This is a genomic window from Anabaenopsis tanganyikae CS-531 (assembly GCF_029891675.1).
In the GTDB taxonomy this organism is placed as follows: Bacteria; Cyanobacteriota; Cyanobacteriia; order Cyanobacteriales; family Nostocaceae; genus Anabaenopsis; species Anabaenopsis arnoldii.
Genome location: NZ_JANQDF010000032.1, coordinates 19,277 through 39,085, shown reverse-complemented (window position 1 = coordinate 39,085; position 19,809 = coordinate 19,277). Strand labels below are relative to the sequence as shown.

Genomic DNA, 19,809 nt, shown 5'->3' with positions numbered 1-19,809 from the left:
CGTAAGGAAGATGCTGTCACCCTTGCACCTAGGGGGTGGGATTCTCACCCACATGAACACACAGTTATAAGAGTCTGGTTTTACCCAGTCTTACCTTCCGTCCCTGAGCATAAATGCTCATTTAGGAAGAACGAATCGCACCATAACTAAACCATCATACCCTCATCACCCTGAAAGACTATCCAGCTTTACCACAAAGCTCGAATCGGTCGCTGACTTGTTGTGGTAGGGGAAGAAGAAGTAGTAGCTGACTGGACACCGGTACTTCTGCTACTTGATAAAGTCTCAGAAGTTGAAGATGAATCATTACTTCTGGAAACGCTAGTCCTGGGAGGGGGAGAAAAACTATCCTGAGCAACGTCACCCCTGCTGGGAGTGGGTCTATCGTTGCTTGTGCTCCTGCTAGGAGAAGAGCTATTAACATTAATATTAGCAGGGAGTACCCTGGATGTTTTGCCATCCGGAACATCATTACCGGCGGTTTCTTGTCCACCTATGGGAAAGTTGATACCCAACAATGTACCAACCAAAATTGCCAAGCCTCCGCCCATGAGAATTATTGGAGTCCATCTACCCATCTTAATCTTTATCTCCTTTTTTAACCTAACCTTATGGTGTCCATAGCATTTGAGGACTAAATAGAATAAGCTCGAATTTTGCGAATTTCACATCCCCCATTAGCTTATATTGACTTTTCTTAGGCAGTGCCGTTGTAGGAGAATGGAGAGGTGGGCTGCTGGCTTTGTCTGAAACCACTGGCAGTCGCTCCTAAATGGAAACCAAAAACATCACACTGCCAGTCTTTGAGGTCGGACACCTTACCTTCTACCTTGACCGCACAGTTACCACAAATGGGAATTCCTCCCCCAGTGATTACCTTAGTACCAGCATTGTAGAGGTGAATACTCTTGAGGAGCAAAATTCGACCTAATTGATCTACCCCAGTAGAACTCAATTGTCTTAGCTTGATAGTTTCAACCTTGGGCATACCTGAATTCCCAAATTTGCCTTTTGTTATATATTGACACATTGCTACTCATTGTCCCGCAACTTGCAGTTTTATGACCACAGACCCATCACCTCAACTTTGGCTATATGACACCACGCTAAGAGATGGCACTCAGCGCGAAGGTCTATCACTTTCTATAGAAGATAAAATACGCATTGCCCGTAGATTAGACCAGATGGGAGTTCCCTTCATCGAAGGTGGTTGGCCTGGCGCCAATCCCAAAGATGTTGAATTCTTCTGGCAACTGCGCGAATACCCGCTTAAAAAAGCAGAAATTGTGGCTTTTTGTTCCACACGCCGCCCTCATAGTACCGCTAAAACTGAAAGCCTGCTGCAACCAATTCTGAATGCTGGGACTCGTTGGGTGACAGTTTTTGGTAAATCTTGGGATTTACACGTTACAGCCGGTCTCAACACGACTTTAGCAGAAAACCTAGCCATGATTCGTGATACTATCGAGTATCTTTGTTCTCAAGGGCGACGCGTCATTTATGATGCAGAACACTGGTTTGATGGCTACAAGCACAATCAAGATTATGCCTTACAGACATTAGAAACCGCGATCGCATCGGGCGCCCAATGGCTAGTTCTGTGTGATACCAATGGCGGTACTTTACCCCACGAAATTAGTCAAATTGTCACATCAGTTATTAGTCATTTTTCTTTAGCCGCTAATCAACAACCAATCCCCCTTGGCATCCACACTCATAATGATTCCGGTACAGCAGTAGCTAACGCCCTAGCCGCCGTCATGGCAGGCGCAAAAATGGTACAAGGAACAATTAACGGCTACGGCGAACGCTGTGGTAATGCTAACCTGTGCGAATTAATTCCCAATCTACAACTCAAGCTTGGTTATAGCTGTATCTCAGAACACCAGCTAAATCAACTTACAGAAACAAGTCGTTTTGTGAGTGAGGTGGTCAACCTTGCCCCCGATGAACACGCGCCCTTTGTGGGAAGTTCAGCCTTTGCACACAAAGGTGGCATCCACGTGTCAGCCGTAGAACGTAATCCCCTGACTTACGAACACATTCAACCAGAACAAGTTGGTAACCGTCGCCGCATAGTAATTTCCGAACAATCTGGGTTGAGTAATGTGTTAGCCAAAGCTCGTACTTTTGGCATTGAACTAGATAAAGACCAACCAGCCGCTCGACAAATTCTGCAACGCCTCAAGGAATTAGAAAGTCAAGGATACCAATTTGAAGCAGCAGAGGCGAGTTTTGCACTGTTGATGTACGAGGCCTTGGGTAATCGTCAGCAGTTCTTTGAGGTCAAAGGCTTTCAAGTACATTGTGATTTAGTTGAAGGTAAAGAAACTAACAATGCCCTAGCGACTGTTAAAATAGCTGTGAACGGGGAAAACATTTTGGAAGCAGCAGAAGGAAACGGACCAGTAGCCGCGTTGGATACGGCTTTACGCAAAGCCTTGGTCAACTTTTATCCCCAAGTTGCCACCTTTGAACTAACCGATTATAAAGTCAGGATTCTCAACGGACATACAGGTACTACAGCTAAAACACGTGTATTAGTAGAATCAGGCACTGGTTATGAACGCTGGACTACTATAGGAGTTTCACCCAACATTTTGGCAGCATCCTATCAAGCAGTGGTAGAGGGATTAGAATATGGTTTGTTGTTACATCACGTCCCACTTAACCTTGAAAACTTGTAAATGAACGGAAATAATCATTATTACCCATTCCATCCCATTTTCTAGATAACTTCGTTATTTAGAATGGGATAATTCATCGCGTAGTCAGCACAGAAAACAAGAATGAACTACCCACAGTTCGTTTTTAGCAAAACTTTCTGTAGATTTTTGTCGCTTCTTTGCCCCTACTGGCCGCATCGCTCCGGCAAGCTTATGCTTACTGGTAGATGCGGTAGAGCTAGACGACTCTGCGACTACGAAGCCAGTTCCTGACTCCGGTAGAATTCCTTTTGCCCAGTAAACCATTACTTGTGCAGCGGCAATGTCGCGGTCTTGTATATAACCACAAATAGCACAATTATGCACCCTCATGCGCCTAACAAGTAATTAGAACTTACTCAAATCCCCTCTGCACTCTCTGAACTACGTTCAGATACATTTGAGAGGTTTTCGTAACTTGATATCGTAGGATTATATCTCAAGTGGGCGATTTTCTTAACTCACTTATGTCAATGCTTGTCAACATAAGTATAGTTTTGTCTATAAAATAGTCAGATTAGGACTAGCTCAAAACTTATCAAACATCCTCTAAGATGAGTAAGCGGGGGAATCAAAACTTTATCCCCATTCCCACAGGGCGACTAATTGAACGCCTTAAACAACTTTGTCTAGAATATGGGATAAAATTAACAGTTACTGAGGAAGCGTATACATCAAAAGCGTCTTACCTGGATGGCGATCGCCTCTACAAACATGGTGAAAAACCCAACGGATGGAAACCGTCAGGTCAAAGGGTAAAACAGGGATTGTACAAAACTTCTACGGGGATACTGGTAAACGCTGACTGTAACGGTGCCGCAAATATCTTAACAAAAGTAGCCACACAGCTAGGTGTTAGCCTAGCCAAGGTGGGTAGGGGAGCCTTGACACTCCCAAGACGAGTTGATTTATTTAAGGGATTAAGTAAATCATATCGTAAACGTTGCGTAGCAAGGCTTGGGCCTGCGTAGCAACATCGGTTTAGAATCCCCTGTGTTTCAACCAGGGGGAGATGTCAACACCAGATGTCAGCAAACAATGATCACAGAAATACTTTATTTAGAAATTCCCACACCCGAAAGCACCCCTGTACTAACTTGGCTGCAAACTGACTTTGAACCAGGTTTTGGGGAAAAATTGCTCACCCCCGATGGTTTTCGCTTGAAAATACTCACAATCAACAAAAATCCACCAGGGGAAGATACAAAAAAAATACCGCCCGAACTTTCTGTATTCCTCTGGTCAGTACAGCGAACCACTTATCTCAAAGTGTTTCGTTGGGCAAATCAGCCGCCCTATGGACTTTCAATCAGAGAAAAAGAAATTGTGCAACGTCTGACTAATCAAATGCGGGAAAAATTTCCGCATAAATATCCTGAACCTCCGGGTATTGATGCCCAAACATCGATTTTTGAGGCACTAGCAACCTCTTACCCCCTCACAGTTAAATATTTTCAGCGCATGCCCAATGGCGAATATGATCTCAATCGTGCCTATTGGTGGGAGCAAAAATGGCGGGAAGGAGTACGTAATCCTCAAAAACCCCGACAGGTAGTTTTTAGCGGATCGCCAGAGTCGCAGGGCGTGACATCTTCCTCCTCCCCTATGTATGACTTAATCTACATCGGTGGCGCATTAGGCGTAATTCATGCCGCTGTCATGGCCAAATTAGGATATAAAGTCTTGCTGGTGGAACGTTTGCCTTTTGGGCGGATGAATCGAGAATGGAATATTTCTCGTGATGAACTTGAAAGCTTAATTCATTTGGGTTTACTAACACCTAGCGAGTTAGAAACTTTAATTGTCCGAGAATACAAAGACGGATTCAATAAATTTTTTGATGGCAATAATCCCCCAAAATTGCGATCGCCCATCTTGCATACACCCACAGTATTAAATATAGCGCTAGACTCCGATAGATTACTGCAAATGTGTGGGCAAAAACTACGAGACGCTGGCGGTGAAATCTGGGATGAAACAGAGTTCATACGTGCCGATATCAACTCAACCCAAGTTGTGATTACAGTCAAGGATTTACCTAGTCAAAATCAGCAGCAAGTCAGCGGGCGATTATTAATTGATGCCATGGGAACCGCATCCCCCATCGCTTGGCAATTAAATGGCGGTCGTGCTTTTGACAGTGTATGTCCGACAGTGGGAGCAGTCATCTCCGGGGGATTTGACCCAGGGGTTTGGGATTCCCAATATGGTGATGTACTTTACAGCCATGGAGATATTTCTAGGGGAAGGCAGTTAATCTGGGAATTATTTCCCGGATCTGGCGACGAATTGACAATTTATTTATTTCATTACCATGAAGTCAATGAATCTAACCCTGGTTGCTTGCTGGAAATGTATGAAGACTTTTTCACTATCTTGCCAGAGTATCGGCGCTGTGACCTAGATAAACTAGAGTGGAAAAAGCCGACATTTGGATATATACCTGGACATTTTAGTATAGGAAGTAGCGATCGCACCATCGCCTTTGATCGATTAATTGCTATTGGTGATGCCGCATCCCTCCAGTCTCCTCTGGTGTTCACGGGTTTTGGGTCCTTAATTCGCAACTTAAACCGTTTAACAACACTTTTAGATACAGCCCTCAAGCATGACCTGCTCAGTTTCCGCCATTTAAACAGAATTCGCGCCTACCAAAGTAATGTTGCCGTAACTTGGCTATTTTCTAAAGGAATGATGGTTCCCACGGGGAAATTTTTGCCCCCCCAACGGATTAACTCCATGCTGAATACCTTCTTTGGTCTGTTAGCAGATGAACCACCAGAAATAGCAGATAATTTCATTAAAGATAAATGTGATTGGTGGACTTTCAACCGACTAGCACTCAAAGCAGCTCGCAAAAATCCAGCCATGCTGTTATGGATTTGGCAACTAGCTGGATTCAAAGATCTAGTCCGCTGGATGGGTAATTATTTTAATTTTGGTCTTCATTCCTTAGTCAGTACTTTACTGAGTGGATGGTTCCCGCACTTCTTGCTGCAAACTCAACCCTGGCTGGAATCACGCCATCCTGCACTATGGTTCCGGCTCTTGGCGATTAACTACGCCATCGCTGCTGGTAAAAAAGGAACAAAAAATCAGTTAGCACTGAATAATTCAGATGCCATTATTCCAAAATCAGAAGCAAAAATTCTGTAGCTTGGGTGGCAAAGCGATGTAACCCTGGGTAAAGCCAATTCACAAATCTGATTTGGCTCTATTAGTGATAGTTGTTATCTTGACGATTTTTCGATAAATTCGGTAGTTCTACTGATAATAAAGACCTGCGCACTTTTGGATCGCGCTGGCGATTAACCAGGGGTGATGGTGATTTCGCATCGTTGGCGTAATCTGCAAAATCATTTGAGGTGGAATCGGGTTTATACAATCGTGAGTTTTCTAACAAATATTTTTCCCATTCTATGGGTTGCCTAGGGGAGCTATCAGGCAAAGTGTAGGACTCTGGGGAATGTTCTTCTGTTGGAAGTATTTCCAATTGCTGATTGTCCTTTGTGGGATACTGGGGGCTCTCACTTTCCCCGGTTGTGTCCATACTCTCCCAGATAGGTGCCACCGTTTCATTGCTGTCTACATTCATCTCAGCAGGGGCCAGTGAGGCAGATTCTGGCTCACTAGTAAAAAACAATTGGATTAGAGTATCCAATTGAGTATCTAGCTTTGATGAATCTACAGATGAAATACTTTCTGATGTACTCGCAGAGTCTTCCAGTGGAGCAGATAGTTGTGTGGGCGCTGGTTCTTCTAGAGAGGGAGCAGGCCTGTCTTGCTGAATTGATGGAGAATTATCACTCCTAGATGGAGGTGAGGCAGATAGATTGCTGCAGGGGTCTATAGATTGATTCCCAGAAGAATCAAATTGGTCTGTGAAAGATTCTGATTCTGCTGACCAGGGTCGAATAGGTTGGACATTAGGCAACAAAGACCGAGCCTTTCGGGAAAATCTCGTTTGGTGGTTGGCTGTATAGTCTGAGGAATCATTAACCACCGGTGTCTCTAGGCATTTTTCGAGAGCGGCTTTGAATTGCAGGGTCTGGCGTTGTTGTCGCATGAGCCTACTATGTAGCTCTCGACAAGCATTTTCCGATTGTAATACCTGTTGAGACTGTTCGTTATAGTTAGTTTGCAGCAGCGCACATTCTCGCTCTAATTTAGCCAGGCGTTGTTGGCTAATGTGTAATTCTGCCTTATAAGTTTCAATATAGTTTTCTTGGCGTTGAATGGTTTGTACAGCCGTTTCTAACTCTTGGAATAGAGATTTAATTTGTTGTTGAGCCGCGGCCAGTTCTTGCGTGTGTTGGTTCAACATTGACTCGGCGACACTAGAACGCCTTTTCTGCCACTGCAAAGCCTTTTCTGATTCAGCCAGCTGATCTTTGAGATGCTCTAGCTGCTGATACAAGTCATTATTTGCCCCTCGCAATTCTTCATTCAATGCCTGTAGAGAAATTGTATGCAACTGCTCTACATTTTCACTATCCACAAGTATTTCTTGTTGACTGTTAGGCGTCTCCACCCAGTTTGATGGGTTTTTAATTGTCTGGGAGTCAGGAGTGTGTACTTCTGGCTCTGCTTCTACCGCAGGTGTGAGGATCTGCAATTGTGTATTTGCCATATTGTCAGGAGGTACAATGGAGTAAAATGGACAGATTAGCCGTTATGGCTACGCCACGTCAGCTATCGGTTGTCGTGAATTATCAAAGTTTAGGGATTCCATTTCAGCTATGACCAATTCCTTCAGGGTTAGGGTTCCTATGGTCTAGTCCACGCAAGCCATCAGGCACGGGTGAGTGACAACATTACCCTCTGGCTAGGCCACAAAAGCTATTAGAATCACGGCAGATTTTAGTGTAAACACTACCAATATACAGGGTTGATGACAGATTGTGAGAAATGATTTTCAGTTACTTGACTTTTATTCACATTTATGAATGTTATTTATTTTATCCTTCAAGGCAACCAACGGGGATGAAATCCTACGAAAGGTAGTTTCTCTGGTTTGATTGTGGTCTGTGACGTATCATCAATAGGCAATAAAGGCATTAACCACAGGCTACTAGTAGCGATCGCTTCTCCATCTTGTGTTTTGAGTACACTTGCAGATAAGGGCTGCTGATCTACTTGTGCTGTTACTTGATCAAAGAGCAGGCCTAAACCATCTGGTGCTAAACTCATTTGCACGTTCCGCTGTTCAGTGGGTAGTAATAATAGTGGTTTTTGTTCTCCAGTTTTCAGGTCAATTGCGACTACATAAGGCTGTTCTATATATTCTTCATCAGATATGAGCTGTGTCAGCAAGCAATAGAGAGTTGGTGAAGCTGGGTCAAATTGGCAGTTGTGAATAGAACCCGTGGTTTTTAACAAGGGTTTCTGGATGCCTTGATTGGTTACCAAAAATAAGTCCCTTGTATAATCTGTATTGAATTTGACCATTGCTGCTTGAGAGCCATCTTTGGAAAAAGACTGTACTAACCCGAACTGTGGGAGGTAGTCCAAAGGTTTGCTGGCATCATTTTGTATTGGTAAAATCGCCGCCCCTTGACCTTGAGCAACTGCGACGGCTTGACTATCAGGAGTGATCATAAAGTCTCCCCCTGGTTCACTTTTGAGGCGTTGGGGGGTGGGTCTTTCTCTGGTATTGCTAGTGCTGGGCATAAACCATAACCCAAAATCGCTGGGATTATTTTTGTTGCCGCGTTGAACCACAACTGTTTTACCATCTGGGGATAAGTCAAATTTGAGGTTTTGATATTGCTTGTTGTCTAACAGCAGGTCTATTCTACCTGGTGGTTCTGCTGGTGTTTCAGGTTGTGCAGAAATACCTGTGGTTACAGTATATAATTGAGCCGAGAGTAAGTCTGGGTTATTTTTGGTGCGAGCCAAAAATAAGATTTTTTCCCCATCTGGAAATGGCTTAAAGTCCATGACAATCAGGTCTTTGGGGGTAAGTATGTTTTTTTTCTCTTGAGTTAAGTTGTAAAGAACTAACTGACCTTGATGTTCTGCATCGGCCCCTATGTAAATAATCACGCGATCGCGGGATCTAAAGTTACCAACAAAGGGGTGGATAACGCGATTTTTCCCTTCTTGTATAGCAAACCTATCTCTGGCATCTTGCAACCGCACTTGATAATTTGTACCATAGGGTGCTGGTGTGAGCAGTGTATAAACCATGCGCCGGCCGGCCCAACTAATTTTACCTGCTAGGGGCGGTTCAATTCTCAAGTTTTCCTCGACGCTTTGAACGTCCATAGGGCGGCTAAAGTTGAGAGTGAAGGCAATATCATCTGCTCCGATTTGTTGATTTTGCCAAGTAAATTCCCGGACACTAGCTGCCACCAGATCACCTTTAAGTATCATGAATCCAATCAGGAGACTCACTAGGATCATCAGTGAAATCGCCACGCGATCTAGTGGTTGGATCAAGGTCTTGGATGTAGCCATTTTTCAGTGATTAAGTATTAATAACTATAAGGATTCCGAGGTTGGGGAATTTGTTTAATGGAAGTAGCAGCAATAGTCAGGTTACGTTTACCAGCGAGAGTTTCCGTGATCATTTTTCCTTCTACTTCCAGCCAAGTGTCAGGGGGATAGCGCTCTTGATTTTCTGGTAGTTTGACTGGCAATCCTACAGGATAGGCATCTGCGGCACAACAAGTAAGCACAAATCGCGCCAGAAAAATATAGTTTTCTCCTATGTTGGGTGGATGAACCACAAATCCCTGAACTTTGGCATTTTGACCTGTATATGAATCTGGTTCTGGGTAAACGTTAAGTGTCCGCGCCCAATCCACAAGTGAGCGATCTTCTGGGCGAATAGAAGGGCGAAAGGACTGGGGTTGAACGCGTCCGGTGGATAATAAATCAGTCACACCCAGCTGCATGGCGGTGTCGCTAGCAAAAACCCGGGGTGTAATCATTAAACCCAAAATCGCAACTGTTAATAATAAAGCACTACCCCATCCAGGGGGAAATAAGTTCATGTGCTGAATATTCGATGTATTAGCCAGGCGGCGTTTTCGCCAAATCTCTCGCATCTTCAACAACCCAATAATCAGGAAAGCTATACCACAACCAATGACTAAACCAAAGAAATTGGGGTGAATCAACAAGTACAATTTACCTGATAGCCAGTATTGCAGCATCAAAATCCCCCAACTGGTGATCGCTAAAGCATCTAGCCAGGGGAATAAGATATTTTGCAGGGTAATTTTGGTTTTTTTAGCCATTTTTCAACAGTGATAAGTCAGTAGTCAGTGGAGAAGAAAAAAACCTACTGACAACTTAATAAAGTACAAGGTTCAAAGCACATATAAGTTCATGAACAGGGTGAACAAAAATGTCAACTGTGCGGCTAAAGCAAATAAGTAGAATATAGTTTTGGGATGAAAAACAGTTAACATTAATCCCACACTTTTAATGTCAACCATAGGGCCAAATACTAAAAATGCCAACAGGGAACCACTACTAAAAGCCGAGGCGAATGACAGGGCGAAAAATGAATCGACGGTGGAACAGATGGATACAACTGCAGCTAATATCAGCATGACTACAATTGAGCTAACCTGTCCCGCACCCAGGCTGAGGATTAATTCACGGGGAGCAAATACTTGCACAGAAGCGGCGATCGCGCTGCCTAAAATCATGACGCCGCCTAGCTCTCGCAATTCTTGGATGAGATTATCCAAAACTAGTTGTAGTTTATCCATCACAGATTTACCGGAACTGACAGATGGGTTCGTGGCTGGTAATAAGTTAGAATCTAACCGTGTGGTAAGTCCTGCTTTTCCTCCTAAAATATAAGTTCCGGATTTCAACGCACTGGTGAATCTGCTTGGTTTTACGTAACCTCCACCAGGGACTTCAGTGTCTGATTTCCCTGGTGGGTTAAATTTGAGATAACGAGCGATCGCTGGCTGAACAAACGGACTTATATCTTTTTGAAAACTGAAAACCATGCCAATAATTACGGCGATTAATAGAGAAAATACCACTCGTAAAACTACTATTTCTGGCTGGTCTCGAAAGGCTAACCAAGTTGCCCAAATCACAATTGGGTTAATCGTCGGTGCTGCTAATAAAAAACCAATAGCCACGGGTGTGGGGACTCCCTGCATCAGCAACCGCCGTGCTACGGGGACATTACCGCACTCACACACCGGAAACATAAAACCGATGAGACTACCTGCTAAAGCGCCTAGAAAGGGGTTTTTAGGCATTCTGGCTACTAATTGCCGCTCGTCAATAAAAATTAGCAGCACACTGGAGAATAAAACTCCCAACAGCAAAAATGGCATCGCCTCGACTAGCAAACTCAGAAATATAGTGAAACCATTGTTCAGTTGATTCATGGGTGTCGCAGTCAAAAGCGTTTGAAAGTTTTTAGGTTATGTTTAAACATTCTATCGGAATGGGGATCAAAAGCATCTATGGGTAAATCAGGCTGATCGGAACAGGAAAGTAGTGTTTTGTTTCTAGTTACCCTTAAGGGATGATGAAGGCTAGGGAGTTGTGGATAGTTTTGCTCAAATGTGTGCATTTACTGATGCTGACTGATAGTCAGATTGCCCCCTTGCTGAAATTGTTCCGAGTTTGGGGGAATAAATATCTAGCAGAGTGAGATTTGATAGACTAATGTTTATACTTGGTTTGATCTACTGGCTCAAGATGTCATCTTACCTGAAATTTCATAAACTGTTCATACTGTTTAAATATTCCGCGTTAACATCTCGCCTCCTTGAAAGCTCTGCGGTGCACACACAAAAAATTAAATTACTTCAAAGCCTTGCAAAACTCTTGTGTAGTGGGCATACTTCCACAAGGTCAGTACAAGTCATACCCGCGGTTGTCTACCTTAACCACATGAAATTAACGGTAGGTCTTTAGAGGATGTTTGGAAAGTATTAAACAGGTAATTTTTATCTTAGGGAACAGGGAACAGGGAACAGGGAACAGGGATTGGAAAGGATTGGGAAGGATTGAGAAGGATTGGGGAACACACAAAAAACAATAAAATCCAGTCCCCTGCCCTTACAAGGGGAGGGTTAGGGTGGGGTTAAACAATAGTTGATACACTAATCATGACTTATCAAACATCCTCTTAGACAAGGGGGGTGTCAAACCAAGTCGGGTGAATTATCAGAGTCACAGAGCATTTGCACCAAGTTTTCTCCCCTTTGGTAAATATTACGCGCATAGTCTGTCCATGAACCTTGTCCCCAGTAGCGAAAACAGCTCGTTTGTAGCAAAAGGTTATGTAAAAGGAGATTACGGTATTCCACTGAATTAGTGGGCAATATATTCTCAACCTTTTGATGAAATAAACTGCTTAATTTATGCATGGGTGAGAGCACATTTTCATATCCTGTTACCCAACTAATATGATTAGTCCATGAGGCTCCATCCATGTGAAAGTTAGGATTGATTTGCTTTAATTCTTGAATGGCAATTTCTACAGCTATGGCTACGCCACGCCAGCCATCAGGTTTGCAGTTTTCAAGTGAAACTCGCTGCCAAATTTGATGTTGTCCTAGTGGCTGACAGGTGGGATAGTCTTTGGTTTGACAACCTGCGGCTGCTAATAATTCTAAGTATTCTGTACCACAGACCCCAACAACCCCAGATTTACCTCCTCCTTGATTTACCATATCTTTCCAAGCTTGTTTGAAAGCACTAGGAAATTCATTCATCATCACACCACCATTTTCACCATCGCCAATTTGGCTGACTATTGGTGGTATTATGATATTTCCTACTTGTTGTTTAGCTAAAGTTTTGGCTTCATAGTAAGGCTGCATCTGAGCCACTAATTTGGTATCTGAACCTTGGGTTTTAATCAGGGCTGTAATACTAATTGTTTCACCTTGAGAATTGCGGGCTATCAGACGATGTGGTAAGTGCTTATGGGTGAGAGATTCACCGCTAATTGTTTCTACAGAATGTTCTTGTACAAGTAACCAACGATAGCCACATTCCTTGAGAGCTTTGATAAATGCAAATAAAGTATCCGGGTGATTTGGTAGGTGCATTTCTGGGGGGGAAAATCCTTTGACTCTTGCTAATGCTGCCCAGCCAAAGATGGCAGCAAAGTGATGTTGCCATGCCACGATATGCAATTTAATATCGGGTATGGGTGTGGAAGGAATGACAGCATGACCCCACATTGTCCCGAGCCATTCTACATAAGGTTGATAGGTGGGATTGCAGGTGATTCGTTTGAGATTATCCAAAATATCCTTACGTCCCATTTGTCTGAGTCCCCACAAAAGATTACCAGAGTAATCCAACATCACACGGGGATTGCAACCTTGATGGACAAGTTCGGGGATCATGTCCCCCATACGGCTGTAACAATAGGCGAAAGCTGCGGCGTTATGGTTATCCCCTTCGTGAGAATGTTCAAACATATATTGCAGATTGCTGATTAATCCGCCATCGGCTCCAGCTGGTATGGTTGGCTGGTGCATATGTAGGGCGATGGTAAAAACTGCATTTACATCCTCTAAGCGGATATTTGTTGAGGGTAAAAATACAGGCGCATTATGGTTAACTACAGAGAAGACTTCTGTTTCCCAACCAGAAATATTGGGTAAGTCGTCTATGATTTCCGGCACAGAATTAAGTGTGGTAGGCAATTTCATTTTCCCTGAACAACTACGAGATGGGCAACAAGGCGCTAATTATCATCGGTGCGGTCTTACAAAGATATTCCCATCTTTTCGTTTGAGTCGGTTATGAAGTTTGTTGCTCTTGTGCCGAAAATACGAATGATTGGTGAGCTTGGGGTAAATGAGCGCGAATTGCGGTCAATAGGTTCTATTTTTGGGAATGTTGCCCTTTTGATCTCAAAGGTAAAATTTATTCACCGCAGGATCAAATTGTGAGAATTTAACTGGAGAGATAATTTATGTTTTTGACCATAATAAATCGCTAAAACGATAAATTTTGGTCATGAAACTCGGTTTTGCCGGAGGCTGTGGTTTTGTCAAGGTTGGCGGGGTGGCGATTTGTAAAATTATCTCTAGTAACCAAGGGGCCAAGCGTTGACACCACACGGCTAAATGACTTTGCCAACCTACTAAAATTTCTGCTGTATCTTTTTGCAATCCAGAGACGAGTACTTGTGCTACTGCTTCGGAACTCATAGGGATTACCCAGCGAAATAATTTTAAGTCCCGCGCCATATCTGTGTCTGTGAGGGAAGGTAATAAGGCGAGGACTCGGATGTTGTGTTCAGCCAGTTCGCGACGTAAGGCTTGGGTAAATCCTAAGATGGCAAACTTGGTAGCTGAGTAAGTGGCCATTGTCGGTGCTGCTACTTTCCCCATCAAACTTGACACATTAACGATTGTTCCTTGTTTTTGGCTGACCATCCGCCGGGCTATAAGGCTGGTGAGGTTGTACATTCCCAATAAATTCACCGAGATTTCTTCTTGAACTTGGGGTAGTTTGGTCTGTAAAAATGAGGTTTGATATGCTACGCCGGCACAATTAACCAGGAGATGAATTGGGCCATAGTTGCGCCACAATTGGGCAACGGCAATATTAACTTCAATTGTTTTTGTTAAATCAATGCACAAAATTTCGGCTTCTACGCCCATGGCTTCGATTTGGTTAGCGACGGCGGTTAATTTTTGCCCATCGCGTGCTACTAATATCAACCGCTTGATGCCTTGTTGGGCCAGCCTCAGAGCGATCGCCTTACCAATACCACGGGAAGCCCCAGTAATCAGAGCGACTTTACCTCGAATATTCATCGGTTATGACCTCCAAAATGGTGTCTTACCCTAGTCTTAGTGATTGCGGATAGACACAATCAGAGCTACTAGCTTGGACAAGGTAAGACAAATAATCAGTCTTTGGTAAATAAGCTTGTGGCAACGAAATATTCCTGGACTAAAAGGCACAAATACCTGGGTTTTCAGTCAGATTAACAATCAAAATTTCACACAATTGCCGGAGTGAATATAGCTCATAGGTTTTTCTCTCCTAAATCTCAGAGCGTTCATCAGCGTTGTTGCCATACACACAGTAACAACTAAATCAAGTTATTGCAATATTTTTTAATAAGAATTTCTTAATAACTCTTAAAGAAAATTATATATAGCATTTCCCATGCTCGTGAGGTACAAATTTTTTTAGTTTGAGGGAACAGGGAACAGGGAACAGGGAACAGGGAATAGGGAATAGGGAATAGGGAACAGGGAATTATTGGTGTGTACTTCATGAGACTGAAAAAGGCTTTATTTGATGGGTAATATCCGAAGTTGACAATTAATTTCCTAGGGTATGGAGAAGAGTCAAAACTAGGAAAAGGTGTTCTTGGTTAGCCAACTTCCCACTCCCGGTCAGTTTGTAGATCAAAGAAGTAACAATCAAATTTTATACTAATTAATATCCTTGAACCTGGTAGTTATTACGTAAACATCAAGTGAATTAATTATTTGAAAAAATAAAACATCCCCAAGATTTTCTCGGATAGTCCAAAAAACGTCTTAAGGATGTTGGCGTTTGACTTGCTTAGTGTCCAGGCTATAGAGCCGAGGGAAATTACAGGTAATTATTTAAAAGTCATCCAGAAACTGACTTAGGCGTTGGAGCACGGGATCAACCTCTTCTGGGGGTTGATCCTCATCAGTAGTATATGATACTGATATATCTGGTGTGCTTGGAGACTCAATCATTGAACGCTCACTAAGCATATTTACTACATATGCCATTTGTTGCGTAAGTTGCAAAATATGGCATTCTATAGTCTCCAAACGATGAGATTGTTTTGCGAAAAAACGTTCCTCTAGGTCAGCCACTTGAGTTTGCAACTCATCGATTTTTTTTTCTAGTGAATCTGTTGCTACTGTTTTTGGACTAGGTTTTACAGTCTCCGGTATACACAAAGATTGCCATAGAGCCTGCTTACAGATGTCGCTAAAAGTTTTATCAGGCAATCTTTCCAGACAATCCTCTACAACTGCTAACAAGCTTTCATCGGCAACCGATGGGTTGAAGGTGACGGATTTAACTACCTTTTTTGGCCATTGGAACATCAGTTTTAAGACCTAGCAGCTCGAGCGGACAATTGCGCCTCTCCATAAATGTATTGCCCCAAGCTATTAGCCTGGCGGGAAGGGGCGGATAAATGGGCATTTATTTGGGCTTCCTTGAGTAAACGTTGAACGTCGTCCCAGAAAAATTCACCACCGCCTCCAGTGATAATGACATCAGTGACCCGCTCTGGTATCCAAGCTAAGACACGATGACAAATATCTCGAGAAAACATTTCTATGAGGTTAGGTAGAAAATCATCCAGGTTAGTGGGCTTGCTGGCACCTTTAGGACGATAGAAGCGTTCACCTTTGGGTTTATTGACAGCAGAAATCAGGGCTAAAGATTGACTATCAGATCCCTCTATTTCAGCGGCTACCATTTCATAGAACTTGTTCATGCCAAATTCTTCACTTTGAGAAGCAGCGCGGGCAAAACGGAAGTTATCTACCATTAACATATCAATGGTTTGATGTCCGATATCAACAATTGCGACCGAGATTTTGGTGAAATCTGGAACCCTAGCGCCTGTCTTAGGTTGAGCTTCAGACCAGAGGAGACTACCATATCCTTCTGGCATGACCCAAACCTTGTTAATATTGAGCGATACCGATTCCCCTCGGAAGTTCATCACATGAGGTCCAGTAACTTGACTGGTTAACTGAGCTTTTTCCTTTTCAAATTGTTCTAAAGACAGGAAGGGCAGACCCATGATGACGGAGATTTCATCTTTAAGTTTAAAGTAGCCAGCACAGGCCAAAACCTTGACTAGTGCATCTTCTACTTTAGACTGGCCAACACCTAAATTCGCCCCAAAGTCGGCTGCTAGCTGACCAATAGCATATCCATTACCTTGATACTCCAGCCATAAATCCATGAGAGGGTCAGTAGCCTTGGCTTCAAAAACGCCGCTTTTAACCTCTTCCATAGACATTTTCTTAACGTTGGCAGGTATGAAAGCTACATCAGCTGGTTCACGGTTAATACAAGTTTTAGTAGAAGTTCTACCTAAATCAACACTGAGAATATTTTTGCCGCTAATACTTGACCTATTAGCAGGAGGGTTGGTATTCATCGGGGTAGATGCTGACACCTTATTTAAAGGTATGGCGGCGGCATTCATTGGGGTAGCTGCGGAAGGTTGGTCTGTCATGAAAGCTCCTAATCCTGATTTAACTTTTGCTAATGCCTGAGTGACAGAAATTAATGTGCGGACTTGTAGTATAGAGAGAGCAATTAATATTGCTCTGCTACCTTGCCTATGAAATCAGTGTTTTCCTGATCTCCTAGGGGGGTTGAGTTAGTCAATTCCCATAATTCATTGTCAGCTATACTTTTCTCGACATTTTTACTCAACAACTTTCCTGGATAGTAGCAGATAAATGGGTCAACTAGAGAATCGTCACATGAATCACATTGAGTTTGTTACTTGGTCTTTGATGGGTTGGCTTTAAACAGTCCAAAGCCTAACATTAGTTTCATGGAGTGAAGACTTTTGAGAAATTGCTGGTTGTATTCTACTCAGGTAGACGATTAAAGGCTAGTGTTACTAGGTGAGTTTTTCCTTGTTGGTTTCCTGGGGAGGGCACAAAGATCAGGGGAGAGTTTGTTTTCCTATGCCCCATGCCCCAGGCCCGTTCCCGTTTTAAATTGTTGGGGTCAATGACTGCACCCGTGTGTGAGATTCCCAATCTAATGGCTTTAAAACCCGATCTTCTAATGCCATTTGCTCAATTAAACTAGCCAATCTCAGAGCTTTCAGGGCTTGTTCACCACCTACCGAAGGTTGATTACCGCCGTGGACGCAATTAATAAAATGCTCTAGTTCTGCACTCAGAGGTTGAACATTAGTGGTGTAAACTTTCTCAATCAAACCATCCTGCCTGTACAGCACTTGTCTATGGTCACTTAGACTATTATTATTAGTTTGTCGGTGAATTAAAATTTCATTTTTGAGGAAATCTGCTTCTGTAAATGAGTTTTTGCAATGAGCCACTATGCGGCGGATTTTCCGGTGGGTAACTTTGCTGGCAGTTAAAGTGGCAACAATACCATTAGCAAAGCCCAAGGTAGCAGTGACGTAATCCAAATAACCAGAATTCACAGAATGAGTACCGCTAGCGGTTAACTTCACCACTGGAGAACCAGCTAGTTCTAATAACAGGTCAATGTCGTGGATCATTAAATCCAGCACCACCGAAACATCATTGGCGCGGTCTGAGTAAGGACTCATGCGATGCGCTTCTAGAGCCAGCAAATTTTCTGTTTTTAACACTTTACTGAGTTCTTTAAATGCTGGATTGAAACGCTCAATATGACCCACTTGCAGAATACACTGAGAATCAGCTGCCGCATTTACTAGGGATTCGGCCTCAGAAATGCTCGCAGCAATTGGCTTTTCAATCAAGACATGAATTCCGGCCAACAAACAGTTGATACCTACTGCGTAATGCAGGCGGGTGGGGACAGCGATACACACTGCTTCTACATGGGGTAGGAGGTCACAGTAATCTTCAAAAAAATGCCCCTTGTATTTACTAGCTGTTTCTAAACCTCGTTCAACATTAATATCTGACACACCTACGAATTCAACATCTTTCATTGAACTTAGTATGCGAGCATGATGTTGTCCCATGTTGCCCACTCCAATTACGCCTACGCGAATTGGTTTTGTTTGATTCCGCTGTGTATATGAAGGTTCTGCCACTGACATGCTATCTTGCACTATTATTCTCTCCTCAACCACCAAATCTAGAGGCGCTACCGCCGTTAGTATTTATACTTGAAGACCAGTTATGATCTGTTGAAAACCATCCAGATGGTAACATAGAGGCTACATTTATGAAGAATTTCCCAGTTTTTTATGAGTTCCCGCAATTTACCTTTTCCTTGTGTGTTCAGGTGGCAATTGCTCAATATTTTTTTACTAACATAAGATATAATGTGTCTTTTTGTTGACTTGATAAACCAATGAAGATGTAAGTAATAACTTATAAGAACCCTGGGGTAATTAATGAGCGGGATCGATCTTTAATTAGGAATCATTCAAAAATAATAATATTGTTTTGTTATCAACAATACAGAAATTTGCAAGGAATCCACTTAACCCTTTACTTTTGGTATGTTTTACGCAATTGCCACCGCTGAAATACTCCAACAATTCTTGCACAATTATCTATTTTTTTTTACATATTGACCTGTCTAACTTTTTTCAGGCGCTGGTGTAGACATTTGTTTGGCTGTGGTGAAAATAGTAAAAACTCGACCAAGATGGCTTAAGGAGGACTGTAACATTATTCGTGGAATTTTATGGAAGTGTGATTTGGCAATGGAAAACCCAAAAGTTGAGAGTGAGATGAAGGCTGTAATTCTATTATCAGGAGGATTAGACTCTGCCACAGTTTTGTATCAAGCCAAAGCTGATGGTTATGAATGTCACCCGATTTCTTTCGATTACCAGCAGCGACATCGGCGAGAGTTGGACTCAGCCTTCCGCATCGCTCAAACAGCTGGAGTGGTGAGACATCAAGTGGTCAATTTTGATTTACGACAATGGGGCGGTTCAGCACTTACAGATGACACCATTAATTTACCGCAAGAGAGATCCATCGAAGAAATGTCGCAAAAAATTCCAGTTACCTACGTACCTGCACGTAATACTATTTTTTTGAGCTTTGCTCTGGGCTATGGGGAAGCGATCGCAGCCCAAAGGGTCTACATTGGTGTTAACGCCCTAGACTACTCTGGATATCCGGATTGTCGTCCCGACTATATCCAGGCGATGCAGAAAGTATTTCAACTAGGAACCAAACAAGGACGTGAAGGCAAACCTATCGAAATTGTTGCTCCTCTAATTGATTTAAAAAAAACCGAAATCATCCAACTGGGCAATCAATTGGGAGTTCCCTGGGAGCTAACTTGGTCTTGCTATGCAGGTAGCGATGTAGCCTGTGGTGTTTGTGATTCTTGTCGTTTACGGCTAGCGGCCTTTGCTGAATTGGGGTTGAAAGACCCACTACCTTATGCTCAAGACTAAAGTTGTAACCTA

At 42.9% G+C, this 19,809-nt stretch carries 16 protein-coding genes; 4 read left to right on the top strand and 12 right to left on the bottom strand.

From position 1 onward, the window contains the following. Positions 1 to 188: 188 nt before the first annotated feature. Positions 189 to 578, bottom strand: coding sequence for a hypothetical protein (locus NWP22_RS03610; protein WP_271730640.1), 390 nt, complete (start codon positions 576 to 578; stop codon positions 189 to 191). 119 nt (positions 579 to 697) lie between these two features. Beyond that, complete coding sequence (locus NWP22_RS03605) at positions 698 to 988, bottom strand: hypothetical protein (protein ID WP_271730639.1); 291 nt, start codon at positions 986 to 988, stop codon at positions 698 to 700. A gap of 73 nt (positions 989 to 1,061) precedes the next feature. Here NWP22_RS03605 and cimA point away from each other — a divergent pair, with 73 nt between their 5' ends. Then, complete coding sequence (gene cimA / locus NWP22_RS03600; RefSeq protein ID WP_280801521.1) at positions 1,062 to 2,687, top strand: citramalate synthase; 1,626 nt, start codon at positions 1,062 to 1,064, stop codon at positions 2,685 to 2,687. Between the two features lie 84 nt (positions 2,688 to 2,771). Here the strand turns inward: cimA and NWP22_RS03595 are convergent, their stop codons facing one another. Beyond that, on the bottom strand, positions 2,772 to 3,032 hold the full coding sequence (locus NWP22_RS03595) for a hypothetical protein (protein ID WP_280801520.1): 261 nt from the start codon (positions 3,030 to 3,032) through the stop codon (positions 2,772 to 2,774). A 227-nt stretch (positions 3,033 to 3,259) separates the two neighbouring features. Here NWP22_RS03595 and NWP22_RS03590 point away from each other — a divergent pair, with 227 nt between their 5' ends. Further along, a complete protein-coding gene (locus NWP22_RS03590) occupies positions 3,260 to 3,676 on the top strand; it encodes a zinc ribbon domain-containing protein (RefSeq protein WP_271730634.1) in 417 nt (138 codons plus the stop codon). Positions 3,677 to 3,746: 70 nt separating this feature from the next. Next, complete coding sequence (locus tag NWP22_RS03585) at positions 3,747 to 5,861, top strand: NAD(P)/FAD-dependent oxidoreductase (protein ID WP_271730642.1); 2,115 nt, start codon at positions 3,747 to 3,749, stop codon at positions 5,859 to 5,861. A gap of 61 nt (positions 5,862 to 5,922) precedes the next feature. Here NWP22_RS03585 and NWP22_RS03580 read toward each other — a convergent pair whose 3' ends face one another. The 9 genes from NWP22_RS03580 to NWP22_RS03540 form a co-directional block, all read right to left on the bottom strand. Continuing rightward, the gene (locus tag NWP22_RS03580; protein ID WP_271730632.1) at positions 5,923 to 7,335 is read right to left on the bottom strand and encodes a hypothetical protein; all 1,413 of its coding nucleotides are present in this window, start codon (positions 7,333 to 7,335) and stop codon (positions 5,923 to 5,925) included. Between the two features lie 335 nt (positions 7,336 to 7,670). Next, entirely contained in the window at positions 7,671 to 9,164 is a 1,494-nt protein-coding gene (locus NWP22_RS03575) for a hypothetical protein (protein ID WP_280801519.1), read from the bottom strand. A gap of 17 nt (positions 9,165 to 9,181) precedes the next feature. Continuing rightward, complete coding sequence (locus tag NWP22_RS03570; protein WP_271730628.1) at positions 9,182 to 9,949, bottom strand: TIGR03943 family putative permease subunit; 768 nt, start codon at positions 9,947 to 9,949, stop codon at positions 9,182 to 9,184. 72 nt (positions 9,950 to 10,021) lie between these two features. Continuing rightward, complete coding sequence (locus tag NWP22_RS03565) at positions 10,022 to 11,071, bottom strand: permease (RefSeq protein WP_280801518.1); 1,050 nt, start codon at positions 11,069 to 11,071, stop codon at positions 10,022 to 10,024. 765 nt (positions 11,072 to 11,836) lie between these two features. After that, positions 11,837 to 13,360: a glycosyl hydrolase family 57 gene (locus NWP22_RS03560; protein ID WP_280801517.1), complete on the bottom strand. Its 1,524-nt coding sequence runs from the start codon at positions 13,358 to 13,360 to the stop codon at positions 11,837 to 11,839. A 264-nt stretch (positions 13,361 to 13,624) separates the two neighbouring features. Next, entirely contained in the window at positions 13,625 to 14,476 is an 852-nt protein-coding gene (locus NWP22_RS03555; protein ID WP_280801516.1) for an SDR family NAD(P)-dependent oxidoreductase, read from the bottom strand. Between the two features lie 807 nt (positions 14,477 to 15,283). Further along, positions 15,284 to 15,763 carry a filament morphology membrane protein FcmC gene (gene fcmC / locus NWP22_RS03550; RefSeq protein ID WP_280801515.1) on the bottom strand — a complete coding sequence of 160 codons (480 nt, stop codon included), beginning with the start codon at positions 15,761 to 15,763 and terminating at the stop codon, positions 15,284 to 15,286. A gap of 5 nt (positions 15,764 to 15,768) precedes the next feature. Next, entirely contained in the window at positions 15,769 to 16,914 is a 1,146-nt protein-coding gene (gene fcmB / locus NWP22_RS03545) for a filament morphology actin-like protein FcmB (protein WP_271730622.1), read from the bottom strand. 492 nt (positions 16,915 to 17,406) lie between these two features. Beyond that, positions 17,407 to 18,486 carry a Gfo/Idh/MocA family protein gene (locus tag NWP22_RS03540; RefSeq protein ID WP_271730621.1) on the bottom strand — a complete coding sequence of 360 codons (1,080 nt, stop codon included), beginning with the start codon at positions 18,484 to 18,486 and terminating at the stop codon, positions 17,407 to 17,409. Between the two features lie 630 nt (positions 18,487 to 19,116). On the opposite strand from NWP22_RS03540, the gene queC reads away from it, so the two are divergent. Next, the gene (gene queC / locus NWP22_RS03535; protein ID WP_271730641.1) at positions 19,117 to 19,797 is read left to right on the top strand and encodes a 7-cyano-7-deazaguanine synthase QueC; all 681 of its coding nucleotides are present in this window, start codon (positions 19,117 to 19,119) and stop codon (positions 19,795 to 19,797) included. The last annotated feature ends 12 nt before the right edge of the window (positions 19,798 to 19,809 follow it).